This is a genomic window from Alteromonas sp. ALT199 (genome assembly GCF_018619335.1).
Classification (GTDB): domain Bacteria; phylum Pseudomonadota; class Gammaproteobacteria; order Enterobacterales; family Alteromonadaceae; genus Alteromonas.
The window spans coordinates 1-13,355 of record NZ_JAHHDX010000103.1; the positions used below are offsets into that span (position 1 = coordinate 1).

Consider the following 13,355-nt stretch of genomic DNA (forward strand, 5'->3'; position numbering starts at 1 on the left):
TATTAAAAGTGCTCCATGCTGTATATTTCACCGTATAAACCTAGGTTCAAATAAAAGGTGAAAGGAAATTACTGCGTGATTGAGAACGAAAAGAAATCTCCACTCAACAAGCCGGTGTTTTTAACGTCTTCAGTGTTAATCATTTGCTTACTTATCTTCGCTGCGGGTACGCCCGAATTAGCAGACTCTGTCTTCCAAAAATTGCAAGGTGTAATTGTATCTAACGGTAGTTGGTTTTATGTATTAACCGTTACGATTATTGTTCTATCAGTCGTGTATCTAGGCATGTCTCGATACGGAGAAATTAAACTAGGTCCAGACCATGCTACGCCAGAATTTAGCTTTGGCACTTGGCTTAGTATGCTGTTCGCTGCTGGTATGGGCATTGGATTAATGTTCTTTGGTGTAGCAGAACCTTTAATGCACTTCATGGCTCCACCCACGGCGCAGGCCGAAAGTATTGACGCCGTACGCGAAGCCATGAAAACTACCTTTTTCCATTGGGGAATTCATGCTTGGGCTATTTATGCGGTAGTCGCACTTATACTTGGCTATTTTGCGTACCGACAAAACTTACCTTTAACGCTTCGTTCTGCGCTTTACCCACTTATTGGCGACCGAATTTACGGCTGGCCGGGTCACGTAGTTGACATATTTGCAGTAACTTCAACAGTATTTGGTATTTCTACCTCGCTTGGCTTCGGCGCATCGCAAGTCAACGCGGGCTTTAACTACCTGTTTGGGTTGCCCTCTAATACAGGTGTTCAAATTGCTATTATGGCTGGCGTGGTCGGCTTAGCAGTAATCTCAGTAACCACTGGTCTGGACAAAGGCATTCGCCGTCTTTCAGAAACAAACATGGTTCTGGCTATTATATTACTGTTAATCGTATTGTCGTTAGGTCCTACTGTCTTTTTACTACAGGCCTTTATGCAAAATACTGGTGCATATTTGTCTGACATAGTACGAAACACCTTTAATCTCTACACTTATGAGAAAACTGACTGGATAGGTGGCTGGACCATCTTTTACTGGGGCTGGTGGTTAGCATGGGCGCCTTTCGTGGGCCTTTTCATAGCCCGAATTTCATTCGGCCGAACCATTCGCGAGTTCGTTATAGGTGTATTACTAATTCCTTCTGCATTTACACTATTCTGGATGACCGTATTTGGTAACGGTGCTATCGACCAAGTATTGGTGCAGGGAAATGAAGTACTTGCCCAAATGGTCAACGACGATACCTCTGTTGCACTATTTGTATTTTTAGAACAGTTTCCTTTTGCCTCAGTACTTAGTTTTATCGCCGTACTTATGGTGATTATATTCTTCGTAACTTCGTGTGACTCAGGCGCAATGGTAGTCGACATGTTGTGTTCTCACGGAGAAAACAACACGCCGCTATGGCAACGCGTGTACTGGGCTGTTGGTGTAGGCGTTGTAAGTTCTGTACTTCTCTATGCTGGCGGACTCGGAGCGCTGCAGACTATGACGATTGCAGCTGCTCTCCCTTTTGCCATTGTTTTGCTTATAGCAATTTCTGGCTTATTGAAGGCGTTGAGGATAGAGTCTTACAAGCGAGAAAGCCTTCAAGTAATGGCTGGAACGCCTCAGCATAGCGATTCGGATAAAAACTGGAAAGACCGCTTAGAGAACATCGTTACCTTCCCAGATGAAAATGCTGTTCGTCGATATGTAAATAAAGTGGTTATGCCAGCTTTCACCGAAGTAGGTGAAGAATTTAAGTCTCAACAGTTCGAGATTAAAATTGAAGACACTGAAGAAGCACTTATTTTAACCGTTGATATGGGTAACGACCCCGAATTTATTTATGCGGTATACCTAGTGCCGACAGAACAGCCTGAATTTGGTCCAAGTGACACACCAACACTGGACGAAAACAAAAAGGCAACGTACTATCGCGCCGAGGTTCACCTGAGTGAAGGTGGTCAGAACTATGACATTATGGGTTGGTCGAAAATTTCAGTAATTAATGATGTTATTGATCACTACCATAAGCACCAACATTTTATTCATTTGCTTAAGTAACCACGTGGTTACGCATTTGTTGGAAGTAATATGCGAAAAGAAGAAGAATTATTAGTGGCACTACGGCGCGTTATTCGCGCTGTAGACCTACGCAGCAAGCAGCTAAGTAAACACGTGGGGCTAACGGGTCCACAACTACTGGTAATGCAAAATATTGAAGAGCGCCCTGGCATAATGGTGCGCGAAATTGCAGAGAATATTAATTTAAGCCCTGCAACCATCACCAATATTTTAGATAGACTGGAGTCACGAGACTTAGCTACGCGCATTAGAAGTACGCAAGACAAACGTAAAGTGGGCGTGTTCTTAACCGAACGCGGAAAAGAAGCGGTGGTAGACGCCCCGCGCCCGCTTCAAGAGCACTTTGTAGAGCGCTTTTCTCAGCTAAAAGAATGGGAACAAAGCCAAATGGTTGCTACCGTTCAGCGTATTGCTAGCATGATGGATGCAGAGGATATCGATGCCTCTCCTTTCTTGGAACTAGGCAGTATTTCAGAAAAAAGCTAATAGTCGTTTTCTTCTTAAAAAAAATGGCCTTCAATTTACATTGAAGGCCATTTTTATATCTGCTATTGCCGTCAGCCGATAAAAGGCTTAACTGGTAATTAAGTTTTTGCTTTCAATGGATTAACTTTTCCACCGGTAACTTTGTCTGCCCTTCCTTCTTCTTTGGCTTTTTCAGCACGACGCTTGCGAATTTCTTTCGGATCAGCAATAAGTGGGCGATAAATTTCGATACGATCACCGTCGTTGAGCGTATCTCGCAGTTTAACTACGCGACTCCAAATACCTACTTTAGTGGCTTTCAAGTCGATTTCGGGAAACTGCTCAAGCACATTAGACGCATTAATCGCCTCTTCTACTGTCGCATTTTCATGAATAGCAACATCAATGATGGTTTGCTTGGTGGGCAATGCGTAGGCAACCTCAATATTGATGAGCTTATTACTCATGCGTATACGCTCCGTGCTCTGTCTGTAAACGCCGCTACCATGCTGCTTGCTAAGCTGTTGAACACTTTACCAAACGCCATCTCTGCTAGCTTGTTGCTGAATTCAAATTCAAGGTTTAACTCTATCTTACAGGCTTCTTCAGATAGTGCTGAAAATGTCCAGCCGCCGGTTAACGAACGAAACGGCCCATCTACTAGCTGCATTTGTATACTTTGCCCTGGCTCCAGCACATTGTGTGTTGTAAACCACTGTTTGATACCTGCCTTTGCAACTAACAAAGACGCTTTCATGCTTTGCGCTGAAGTGTCGAGAATTTTGCTATCTGTACAGCCCGGCAAAAACTCAGGATAAGAAGCTACATCGTTGACTAAGTTAAACATGGCTTCTGCGCTATGAGCTACTAGCGCACTTCTATGAATACTTGGCATTGATCCCACTACAATTAATACTCTTGGCGGCATTGTACCATAGAAAATTTGTATCGCTTGTATTCGGTTTTGAACCAAATGCCCCTATATAAGATAACAATGACAACTAAAGACATTTCTTTGAACAATCAGTATAATAACCAGCATGAAAAAGAATAAAGCCAACAAAAACACCACAGGAAATATCGCGCAGAACAAAAAGGCGCGTCATGACTATTTCCTAGAAGACAAGTTCGAAGCCGGACTTGAGCTTCAAGGGTGGGAAATTAAAAGTATTCGTGCCGGTAAAGTAAATATTACCGACGCGTACATCATTATCCAAAATGCCGAAGCGTATTTAGTAGGTTGTAGAATTAGCCCGCTAAATCAAGCATCAACCCACGTAATCGCTGCTCCTGAGCGTGCACGTAAACTGCTGCTGAAAAAACGTGAAATTGACCGCTTAATGGGTGCACGCGACCGCCAAGGTTATTCAGTAGTAGCAACGTCTATGTACTGGAAAAAGTGTTGGGTGAAACTGGAAATTCACCTCGCCAAAGGTAAGCACGCTCATGACAAGCGCGACACCTTGAAAGACAAAGACTGGCAGCGCCAAAAAGAAAGAATGATGAAACACAGCGTTTAACGCTGTGTTTTTATATACGTTCTAGTAAAAGAAATGTGATTATAAGGCTGCGCTTGCATAGCGCAGCTTTTTTGAAACTCTTACGTAAAACTTACTGGCGTTAACCTACATCTCGCTTGGTCATCTTCTTGCGATGCAGCATATCAAGAATAAGGCTCCACAGTGGTGACGGGTTTCTTAACGTAGTTAGGTTATTCCCAAGGCGTCTAAGCTGTCTTCGCACCATGGCCATGTTCGCAAGACTTGCTAGCGACTTATCTTTCCAACCACAGTGTGGAATTATTCCTGAATAACTCCATTCTTGCTGCCACTTTTTAGCCAGGTCGGGCGTAATGGCGAGAGCGCTGGCTAAGCCCACCATAGCACAGCCCTGCTCTATCACTTCTTCTGCCACTTCGGCCCTTTTGATACCGCCTGTGGTCATAAGTGGGATATCGGTTTTACTCACCAAGGCCTGTGCAAATTCTAGAAAGTACGCCTCTCTGGCAAGCGTAGTATCGTCCCGCGTTTGGCCCTGCATGGCAGGTGCTTCATAACTACCACCAGACAGTTCAACTACGTCTACACCCAAGGCTTCTAAGCGGTTTACTACTTCACACGCATCGTCGAAAGAAAAACCGTTCTTTTGAAAATCGGCAGAGTTAAGCTTTACCATAACAACGAAGCCTTTAGCGCAAACAGCTCTAACCTGACTCACTATGTTTATAAGTAAACGCGCGCGATTAATAATAGAACCGCCCCACTCGTCTTGACGCTGATTAGTTAGCGGAGATAAAAACTGTGTAAGCAAATAACCGTGAGCCGCGTGAATTTCTACGCCATCAAACCCCGCTTTCTCGGCTTGCTTGGCTGTTTCAACAAAGCGCTTGCATACATCGTGAATGTCTTGGCAGGTCATTTCTCGGGGCTGAGCAAACAGCTTAGAATGTTTACCCATATCCAGCGGTACGGCAGAAGGCGCAATGGCTTTTCCCTGCATGGCTTTAAATACCTGTCGACCTGGGTGATTAATTTGCATTATAGCTAATGCGCCATTCGACTTAATAAGCTTCGCCCACTTTTGAAACGGCGCAATATCGGTATCTTTTTCTAGTGCAACGCCACCAGGCCCTGTCATGGCGCCTTTATCGACCATCACATTACCCGTTATTACCATACCTAAATTACCATGGGCCCAATATCGATAAAGTGAATACAAAGACTCACCGGGTAGGTTTCCCCTACTGGACATATTTTCTTCCATTGCAGCTTTAACTAGGCGATTTCGCGCTGTTACGCCACACGGCAGGGTATAAGGAGAATACAATATGGAATTTGAAGACATTTACACTACAAGCCTTTTAATTATGCTCACGTACTTTAATGGTTCTTGCCACTAAATGCATCCTTACATAGGTACTTATTCCTTAAAAATTCGCTAAAAAATTGTTAAGCCAGTGGCCCGCTTACTAAAACCAGAAAGCTATCAATAAGCTTTCTTACCCCTATCTTCGCGCCGGCCCTTGAAAATCAATGCCACTAGCCACATATCTTTTGTAAGTCGATAATAGACTTACTGTTATGAAGGCAAACTTGTTTTCATTGTTCGCTTTGTAAGCTTTTGAAATTACAGGTGTTATATTTGGTTGTTTTATAGCCAAACCCTTAAAATTTAAAGCGTTTTCTAAAAGAAAGCATTTAATGACGTAACATTTGTGCTATTATTGAAAATCACACTCGGGGCTGATTAGGATTCGACAGGATCTAGGAAGCCGGAGGTGCATGCAGAGGAGCGGTTGGCCTCTTAAAAAAGCCGCATTTAAATAGTCGCAAACGACGAAACTTACGCACTAGCCGCTTAATAACCGGTATAGGCCCTTCCACCCTAGTCTTTTCCTGCTAGCGGGGATTCGGAAGGTCATCCAAGTAGGATAGCGAGGGAACCTTGTCTAAGGGTGAACCGCGAAACAGTATTAGGCCAGCTGCAAGGAAATCCTGTTTGTCGGAGTTCCAAGCAGTTAAATAAATGACAAACTAAGCATGTAGTACCAAAGGTAGACATTTTCTGGACGCGGGTTCAAATCCCGCCAGCTCCACCAATTCAATAAAAAAAGACGTCCTATGACGTCTTTTTTTATGTCTCAAACTCAGTAACTTCCTCTCAACCAGAGCCATAATGTGAAAGCATACTCTGAAATTCACACGCCCTTCGTAGCCCTACTATCGACACAAGATTACACTGGCATAACAACACTAAAAGTTCAGAAAAGGCGCTAGCGGCAGGTATGGTGAACTAAACAGTGTGTCACTGCTCACGCCCCCACCGACCACTAACACGCTCCGATGTTTTATTTAATAAAGTACCTTATTTGAAAGATACTAAGTGCTAGTCTGCTTTGCGGTTTAGGCTGATTAAACAGATAGCCAATAATAACGTTGCAATCATACCTGAAGCGCCAGCTACACCCGATGGTAAAAAGCCATCACGACCAAATATAATTAATATGGCATTAGAAAGCATAGCTACTGAACCGGCTACAGCTGTTAAACCGCCAATTGCTTTACCACCTTTTGCCGCAAAAGATAGGCCAAAAACAACGGCTGCTAAGCCTAATAACAATTTAGCCGCGTAGTAAATCATGAAAGACAAAGACACCACGCCGCCAATTAAAGGCTGGGCGCCTTCCACTGCACCAGCTACTTTGCCGAAGGTTGAAAATAACGTTAGGCCAATGCTCACCTGCACTACATTAAGAACGGCACTAAAAGCAATAGCCGACCAACCTAGTTGCGCGTTTTTTGCTTGCACCATAGCAGTACTTGCAAAAGCAACTAGCACGGTAAAAATTGCGGCTTCGAAACCCCAGGCATACTGCCTTGAAAAGCTAATTCCGCTACTGTAAAGCGCTGTAAAAACAGCCTGTGTTATTGCTAATAGCAGTAATAACGATGCTGTTACTTGGATGGTGCGCTTATGTGTAAATTCCATTGTGGCTCTCTTTTAATTTCATTTGTAAATAGCATTTATTGATGAGGGTATAAGACAGGTAAAACGAAAATATAATTTCACTAATTTCGGTGAAAATTAAAAAATGACTAATTAAGAGCGGAAGATTAATCTATTGAAGGCTGCCAAATACCATTCGGCAAGTCTTTTTCGTTCATATCTTCAACACTGCTCTATCAAGCCCCCTACTTTTGCTACTTGATTGGTCATTCCACTCTCAAGTGGGAGTAAAACGTATTCCCATTTATTTCGTTATATTATAACATTACCACCAAACCTCGGTAACAACACGTTATACAATGCAAACAAATTCAGTAATATGCGCAAATGCGCTAACCGTGCGCGTTGAAAACCGCACGCTTTTAGATAACCTAAATTTCAACGTTGGCAGGGGCGAAGTTTTTGCGCTTTTAGGCGGGAACGGTGCCGGTAAATCTACTACCCTTAAAACCTTTTTAGGTTTGATGAAGGCAAGCAGTGGTAGCGCTACTGTTTTGGGCCACAACGCCACTACTCACCCTAACGATGTTCAAAAGTCTGTCGCTTATTTACCTGAATCTGTAACGCTTTATGGTCACCTTTCTGGCTTGGAAAATATCCGTTACTTTCTTTCGGTAGCTGGTGTAGAAAAATCAGACGAAGACATTTTTGCAGCACTTCGCAAAGTGGCGCTTCAAGAAGATTCATGGAATAAGGCGTTATCAAACTACTCGAAAGGTATGCGCCAGAAGACCGCAATTGCCCTTGCTTTGTTGCGCAATGCTCCAGTGTTATTTTTAGATGAGCCAACATCAGGGTTAGACCCTGCCGCTATAGACGAGTTTAATGCGTTGGTTTCTGAACTTGCCGCCAATGGCGCTACTATTTTTATGGTAACTCACGATGTTTATGGTGCTTGTCAGGTCGCTCACCGCATTGTGCTTTTAAGTAACGGTAAATTGACTGGTTCGTTCGAACGTGTTGACGACACGCCAATCGACACAGAAGCGGTACACGCAGCATTTTCAGGGCGCAAAGCATGATATTTAGTGTAGCAAAAACCATTTGTGCAGATCAGTGGCGCTATTGGCTGCGCACGAAAGTCGCCGCTACAGTACTTTTGCTAGGGGCAATACTCACGCTAGCGGCACTTGTTGTAAATGCGTTTCACATTGAAGAGGCCGCGCACGCTAGAGAGCACCTTCAAACTGAAGCAGAAGAACGCTTTAAAGCGCAGCCTGACAAGCACCCTCACCGAATGGTGCATTACGGTCATTATGTTTTTCGTGCTCCTACTCCATTAAGCGTAATTGAACCTGGTGTAGACACCTACACGGGTAACGCTATTTTCTTAGAAGGTCATCGACAAAATAGCGCCATGTTTGCCGAGCAGAGGCAATCGGCTGGGCTTACGCGTTTTAGTAGCTTAACCCCTAGCTTCCTTGCGTTAGTACTTGCGCCGCTGTTTATTATTCTCATTGGTTACGGCAGCGTGTCTCGAGAGCGCGAGGCCGGCACACTTACTTTGTTGTTGTCACAAGGCACTACGCGCTGGCAGCTAATGTTAGGAAAACTCTTAGCGTTAATTACAGCTAGCGGTTTGTTCTTACTCCCTTTGCTGCTGGCCTGCTTGTATGTGGCTTTTTCAAGCGAAAGCCCGCTCGTGGTGATGCTATTTTGCTTAAGTTACGCCGTTTACTTCTTGCTATGGGCTACCGTTGTAACTGCGTGTTCAGCTTTGTTTGAGAAAAGCAGTGTTAGCTTCACTGTGCTTATTGTTATTTGGATGGCTGCGTGTGTTTTGCTTCCTCGTCTTGGAAGCAGCGTCGCGACAAATGCCGCCCCCTCTATGGGCAAGCTTGAGGCGGATTTCAAAGTAGAAGAAAAGCTTAGAAGTTTGGGCGACGGTCACGACGTTAATGACCCTGCATTTAAAAAGCTTAAAGAAGATTTACTAGCAAAATACAATGTAGATTCCGTAGACGACCTTCCTGTTAATTTCCGCGGTGTTGTTGCTCAGTATTCAGAAGGTAGACAGGCAAAAGTGCTTAATGAGTTTGCCGAAAACAGAATGGGTGAAGAATTAGAACAAGCACATATTGCACGTCAGTTTGGCTGGCTATCGCCTACCGTTGCCGTTCGCGCTATCTCCACAATATTAGCGGGTACCAGCCTTGAAACCCATCATCGTTTTTTACGAGAAGCAGAAGCTCTGCGCCTTGAATTCGTGCAAGGGCTAAATAAAGTGCATGTTGAAAAGCTGGATTACAAACTCGACATGAACCGCAATGCAAGCGAAGAAGCGGCTGATAAAGCTGTTGTGGGTGCAGGCAATTGGGCATTGCTATCTGAGTTTAATTTCAAACCAGAAGCAGCGAATACACGCATTTCAAATGCGCTTATCTATTTTCTACAACTGTTTGTTTGGGTATGCATTACCGCCTTGCTTTTAAAAGCGGCTGTTAGGAGGTTAAACCCATGATGCGTTTTACCGATCTTAAACGTGAAGCTAATTTTGTTTTTGGTCACCGCCAAATAAAGCTTACGTTATTAGTCGTATTTCTTTTAAGCGCGGTATCGTTGTGGTCTGGTTATGCAGAAATGCAGGAACAACAAGCCACTATTGAACGCTTACTAGAAAAAGACCAAATAGAGCGTGAAGCCGTTATCACGCATCAGTCTAACTATGGCATGGTCGCTTATTACGCTTTTCACCTGACTTATGCGCCCCCTTCCCCGCTGGCATTTGCTGCCGTAGGCGAAAGAGATGTGTTTCCTTGGAAGCATCGTATTCGCATGCTTGCGCTAGAAGGGCAGATTTATGAAAGCGATACAGATAACCCAGAGCTTGCCTTTTTAGGGCGTTTCGATTTTGCCTTTGTGACCAGCGTATTGCTGCCATTATTTATCATATTGCTGCTTTACGATCTAAAAGCAAAGGAACGGGAAGCCCGACGCTTCGATTTGCTCAATGTAACTGCACGCAATGCCCATGCGATATGGACATCACGAGTATTAGTTACCTTAGTTCCTTTAGCGCTTGTTACGCTCGCTCCATTTGTGGTGTTCGGATTAATTAACGGTACATCTTTACCCTCTCTATTAACCGTTTGCGCAATAGTAATAGGTAACATTGCGTTGTGGAGTGCCATTGTTCTTGCGATTGGTGCCGCAAAGCGTTTTGCAAGTTTTAGTGCAACGCACCTTGCCTCTATCATGCTGGGCGTTTGGCTTGTTACAACAGTTGTAGTACCTGTAACCGCACACACGGTGATTAGTGCCGTGGTAGAAACACCTGAAGGTGGCGACATTGTGCTTACCCAACGCGAAGCAGTAAATAGCGCGTGGGATAAGCCCGTTGAAGACACGTGGCGTGCATTCATAGCTACGCATCCGCAGTGGGCCGACTACACAGAGTTCAACCCTGAACGAGACAGCTCATTTGATTGGAAGTGGTATTACGCGTTTCAACAGGTAGGCGACCAAGCGGCCAGTAAATTGTCGATGGACTATCAGGCTGCCACAGTTCAAAAAGACACCGTTGCAAGCTATGTGGCTTTGCTTTCTCCGTCTTTGCTAACTCAGCGTTTATTATCAAGCACAGCGGAGACTAACGTACAAGCCATGGTGAATTATGAGAATGACGTACGCGCATTTCATAAAGCACTACGAAAATTTTATTACTACCACCTTTTCAAAGAGCCTGAATTTTCTCAGGAAAGCTTTGAGGCACTACCACAATTTACACCAAACACTAAAAGCTCACACAAAAACCGCACAGGAAAAGAAGAATGAAAACTAGTTGGGTTAAATCATCACTCGCTGTCAGTATATCGGCACTGCTTAGCACGTCGGCTTTAGCGCAAAGTGATACTATTCAGGTTGAAGCTGATGTCGAAAAAATAACCGTGCATGGTATGCACCGCGCGTATCAAGGGGCTTTTGAATATAAAGAGGTGCCTGCTGCGGCTCAAGATATTGACTTGGGCTTACTTAGCGATGCCGGCGCAATTAATTTGAATGACGCACTAGACCTTTCAGCATCTGTAGCGCGCCAAAACAATTTTGGCGGTCTTTGGAACAGTTTTGCTATTCGTGGCTTTTCAGGTGATGAAAACTTACCAAGCGGCTTTCTGGTAAACGGCTTTAATGCGGGTCGTGGCTTTGGCGGCCCTCGTGACTTATCTGGCATTGATCACGTAGAAGTATTGAAAGGCCCGAAAGCAGCGCTTTTCGGACGTGGTGAGCCAGGTGGCGCAATTAATCTAGTAACTAAACGTCCTCAGTTTCGTGAAGGAGGTGAAGTTAAAGCCACTTACGGAAGCTGGGAGCAAATGCGTGTTGAAGCTGACGTACAAACTGTTGCGGGCGCATCTGAGAATGTTGGCGTACGCCTAGTTGGTTTTTATGAAGACGCAGAAAGTTTTCGCGATACAGTAGAAACCGAACGCTTTGGATTTTATCCGTCGGTAACCTGGGAAGCATCGGCAGATACTACCGTGACTTACGAGCTAGAGTACACAGAACAAAAGATTCCTTTTGATCGCGGTGTAGTGGCTATTGACGGCGAATTAGGCCATCAACCCATTGAAACCTTTACTGGCGATCCGAATGGCGACACTATCGATACCCAAGTTGTTGGTCATCAAATTGAAGTTTCTCACAAGCTAGCTGATGACTGGAATTTACTTCTAGGTGCAGGGTTGCGTGATACCACGTTTGAAGGTAATGCATTAGAGAGTAATTTTGGCGGCCGTCAAACGCTATTTATCGACCCTAATCAAGCGTTGCTATCGCGCTTTAAGCGTTATCGTAACTTTGAAACTGATTACCTTGTATTACGAGGCGAAATTGCGGGTGAATTTGAAACAGGCTCACTAACCCATCGCGTTATTATCGGTGCTGACTACGACAAATTTGAAAACGACCAGGTGATTCTGCGCTATCGCCCGCCCTTTTTCTCAGGCGATACCGACATTAACGATTTAGACTTAGATCAGTACCTAGTGGTCGATATATTCAACCCTGATTACTCACCGCTTCCCGATGTTGAGCTTTCTGACAATCTAGACCGCCTAGAAGTACAAGAAGCTTGGGGCGTTTACTTTCAGGACCAAATTAACCTTACCGACAACCTTCAAATTCGTTTAGGTGGTCGTTTTGATAAGTTTGAACAAGAAATAGATAATCGCTTAGCAAGCCCGGTAAGCACTACGTCGCAAGATGATACCCGTTTCTCGCCGCAAGTGGGCGCCGTTTATGTGTTTAACGACAGCACCAGCGTTTATGCCACCTACGGCGAAGGGTTCCGTCAGCTAACTGGTTCAGACTTTGCGGGTAACCCTTTCGAGCCGAACGAGTCAGAATCTGCTGAAATTGGCCTTAAAACCGATTTAACGTCTATGTTCGATAATGTACGAGGCGATATCACGCTATCACTATTTAATATTGAGCAAAGCAACATCCTGGTTTTTGATGACAGTGAAGAAGCATCAGATGGCTTTTTCTTAACACCAGCAGGCGAAGCGCGAAGCCGTGGTATCGAGCTAGATATTAACGCAGAGTTTGAAAACAACGTTTCGCTTTGGGTGTCCTACACCTTCGTTGATGCAGAAAGCACAAACGATGCGGCCGATGCTAATTTTGTTTCGGCAATTGAGTCTGGAGACCCGTTAATAAACGTTCCAGAAAACCAATTAAGTATCCAGCTAAGTAAGGGTATTACTTTAGCAGATATGCCAGTGCGTATTGGTTCTGGACTATTGTATGTAGACGAACGCTTAGGTCAAACTGCCACTGACTTCTACTTACCAAGCTACACTACAGTGCGTGCGTTTGCTGAGATAGAGCCTATTGAGAACCTATCGGTTAAAGTAGCGGTAGACAACCTATTTGACGAAGAGTTTTACACTAACTCGTTTGCTGATGTGTGGGTTGAACCAGGTGCGCCACAGCGCTTTAGGCTAACAGCGGCCTATCGTTTTTAATTGTTAAAAACATAGAATTTATTAGATGAATTAAAAAGAGGCCGATATCGAATTGGCCTCTTTTTTATTTCAGTGCTTAATAAATTTTCCCTTATTAATCAAAACACTAAAAACATAAACAATACTAAAGACTAATAAGCAAGGTTTCTTAACTCCCGTATACTACCCTATAATTATGCAGACATCTTTTTTTCAGCGGTTCTAATATGTTGCTACGCTATATATTTCCATGCTCTCTTTTCTTTACCAGCGGGTTCGCTTACTCACAAAGCACGCCATCAGAATTTGCTGAAATGAGCTTCCAAGATTTACTCAACGTAAATGTTAGTGACAATGCTGACAGTTTAGAAA

General features: G+C 44.1%; 11 protein-coding genes and 1 other RNA gene. 8 read left to right on the forward strand and 4 right to left on the reverse strand.

Annotated features, from left to right (window positions below; all coding sequences use genetic code 11):
- The first annotated feature begins 75 nt into the window (after positions 1-75).
- Positions 76-2,046: a choline BCCT transporter BetT gene (locus tag KL866_RS11325; protein WP_025255072.1), complete on the forward strand. Its 1,971-nt coding sequence runs from the start codon at positions 76-78 to the stop codon at positions 2,044-2,046.
- Between the two features lie 30 nt (positions 2,047-2,076).
- On the forward strand, positions 2,077-2,553 hold the full coding sequence (locus KL866_RS11330; protein WP_012518305.1) for a MarR family winged helix-turn-helix transcriptional regulator: 477 nt from the start codon (positions 2,077-2,079) through the stop codon (positions 2,551-2,553).
- Positions 2,554-2,651: 98 nt separating this feature from the next.
- Here the strand turns inward: KL866_RS11330 and KL866_RS11335 are convergent, their stop codons facing one another.
- Both KL866_RS11335 and KL866_RS11340 read right to left on the reverse strand, forming a co-directional pair.
- Positions 2,652-2,999: an RnfH family protein gene (locus KL866_RS11335; RefSeq protein WP_025255070.1), complete on the reverse strand. Its 348-nt coding sequence runs from the start codon at positions 2,997-2,999 to the stop codon at positions 2,652-2,654.
- Positions 2,996-3,427: a type II toxin-antitoxin system RatA family toxin gene (locus tag KL866_RS11340; protein ID WP_025255069.1), complete on the reverse strand. Its 432-nt coding sequence runs from the start codon at positions 3,425-3,427 to the stop codon at positions 2,996-2,998. The genes KL866_RS11335 and KL866_RS11340 overlap by 4 nt, the downstream gene beginning before the upstream one ends.
- A 145-nt stretch (positions 3,428-3,572) precedes the next feature.
- Between KL866_RS11340 and smpB the strand changes: the two genes are divergently transcribed.
- On the forward strand, positions 3,573-4,052 hold the full coding sequence (smpB, locus tag KL866_RS11345; protein ID WP_025255068.1) for an SsrA-binding protein SmpB: 480 nt from the start codon (positions 3,573-3,575) through the stop codon (positions 4,050-4,052).
- Positions 4,053-4,152: 100 nt separating this feature from the next.
- Here the strand turns inward: smpB and KL866_RS11350 are convergent, their stop codons facing one another.
- The gene (locus KL866_RS11350) at positions 4,153-5,376 is read right to left on the reverse strand and encodes an NADH:flavin oxidoreductase/NADH oxidase family protein (RefSeq protein ID WP_025255067.1); all 1,224 of its coding nucleotides are present in this window, start codon (positions 5,374-5,376) and stop codon (positions 4,153-4,155) included.
- Between the two features lie 394 nt (positions 5,377-5,770).
- Between KL866_RS11350 and ssrA the strand changes: the two genes are divergently transcribed.
- Positions 5,771-6,130: a transfer-messenger RNA gene (ssrA, locus tag KL866_RS11355) on the forward strand.
- A gap of 287 nt (positions 6,131-6,417) precedes the next feature.
- Here the strand turns inward: ssrA and KL866_RS11360 are convergent.
- The gene (locus tag KL866_RS11360; RefSeq protein ID WP_214995118.1) at positions 6,418-7,020 is read right to left on the reverse strand and encodes a thiamine biosynthesis protein ThiC; all 603 of its coding nucleotides are present in this window, start codon (positions 7,018-7,020) and stop codon (positions 6,418-6,420) included.
- A 317-nt stretch (positions 7,021-7,337) separates the two neighbouring features.
- Here KL866_RS11360 and KL866_RS11365 point away from each other — a divergent pair, with 317 nt between their 5' ends.
- Genes KL866_RS11365 through KL866_RS11380 form a run of 4 tightly spaced genes read left to right on the forward strand, consistent with a single transcriptional unit; the run spans position 7,338 to position 13,004 of the window.
- Positions 7,338-8,060, forward strand: coding sequence for an ABC transporter ATP-binding protein (locus KL866_RS11365; RefSeq protein WP_214995120.1), 723 nt, complete (start codon positions 7,338-7,340; stop codon positions 8,058-8,060).
- Positions 8,057-9,499: a DUF3526 domain-containing protein gene (locus KL866_RS11370; RefSeq protein ID WP_214995122.1), complete on the forward strand. Its 1,443-nt coding sequence runs from the start codon at positions 8,057-8,059 to the stop codon at positions 9,497-9,499. Before KL866_RS11365 ends, KL866_RS11370 begins: the two co-directional genes overlap by 4 nt.
- Positions 9,496-10,812, forward strand: a complete 1,317-nt coding sequence (locus tag KL866_RS11375) for a DUF3526 domain-containing protein (RefSeq protein ID WP_025255062.1) — start codon at positions 9,496-9,498, stop codon at positions 10,810-10,812. The genes KL866_RS11370 and KL866_RS11375 overlap by 4 nt, the downstream gene beginning before the upstream one ends.
- Positions 10,809-13,004 (forward strand): TonB-dependent siderophore receptor, encoded by a 2,196-nt coding sequence (locus KL866_RS11380; RefSeq protein WP_214995124.1) that lies wholly within the window; start codon positions 10,809-10,811, stop codon positions 13,002-13,004. Before KL866_RS11375 ends, KL866_RS11380 begins: the two co-directional genes overlap by 4 nt.
- Positions 13,005-13,355: the final 351 nt, after the last annotated feature.

What these genes read in the sequence shown, in the direction of transcription:
- KL866_RS11365 (WP_214995120.1), top strand. Translation starts at nt 7,338, where the DNA reads ATGCAAACAAATTCAGTAATATGCGCAAATGCGCTAACCGTGCGCGTT.
- KL866_RS11375 (WP_025255062.1), top strand. Translation starts at nt 9,496, where the DNA reads ATGATGCGTTTTACCGATCTTAAACGTGAAGCTAATTTTGTTTTTGGT.
- KL866_RS11330 (WP_012518305.1), top strand. Translation starts at nt 2,077, where the DNA reads ATGCGAAAAGAAGAAGAATTATTAGTGGCACTACGGCGCGTTATTCGC.
- KL866_RS11335 (WP_025255070.1), bottom strand. Translation starts at nt 2,999, where the DNA reads ATGAGTAATAAGCTCATCAATATTGAGGTTGCCTACGCATTGCCCACC.
- smpB (WP_025255068.1), top strand. Translation starts at nt 3,573, where the DNA reads ATGAAAAAGAATAAAGCCAACAAAAACACCACAGGAAATATCGCGCAG.
- KL866_RS11360 (WP_214995118.1), bottom strand. Translation starts at nt 7,020, where the DNA reads ATGGAATTTACACATAAGCGCACCATCCAAGTAACAGCATCGTTATTA.
- KL866_RS11350 (WP_025255067.1), bottom strand. Translation starts at nt 5,376, where the DNA reads ATGTCTTCAAATTCCATATTGTATTCTCCTTATACCCTGCCGTGTGGC.
- KL866_RS11380 (WP_214995124.1), top strand. Translation starts at nt 10,809, where the DNA reads ATGAAAACTAGTTGGGTTAAATCATCACTCGCTGTCAGTATATCGGCA.
- KL866_RS11370 (WP_214995122.1), top strand. Translation starts at nt 8,057, where the DNA reads ATGATATTTAGTGTAGCAAAAACCATTTGTGCAGATCAGTGGCGCTAT.
- KL866_RS11340 (WP_025255069.1), bottom strand. Translation starts at nt 3,427, where the DNA reads ATGCCAAGTATTCATAGAAGTGCGCTAGTAGCTCATAGCGCAGAAGCC.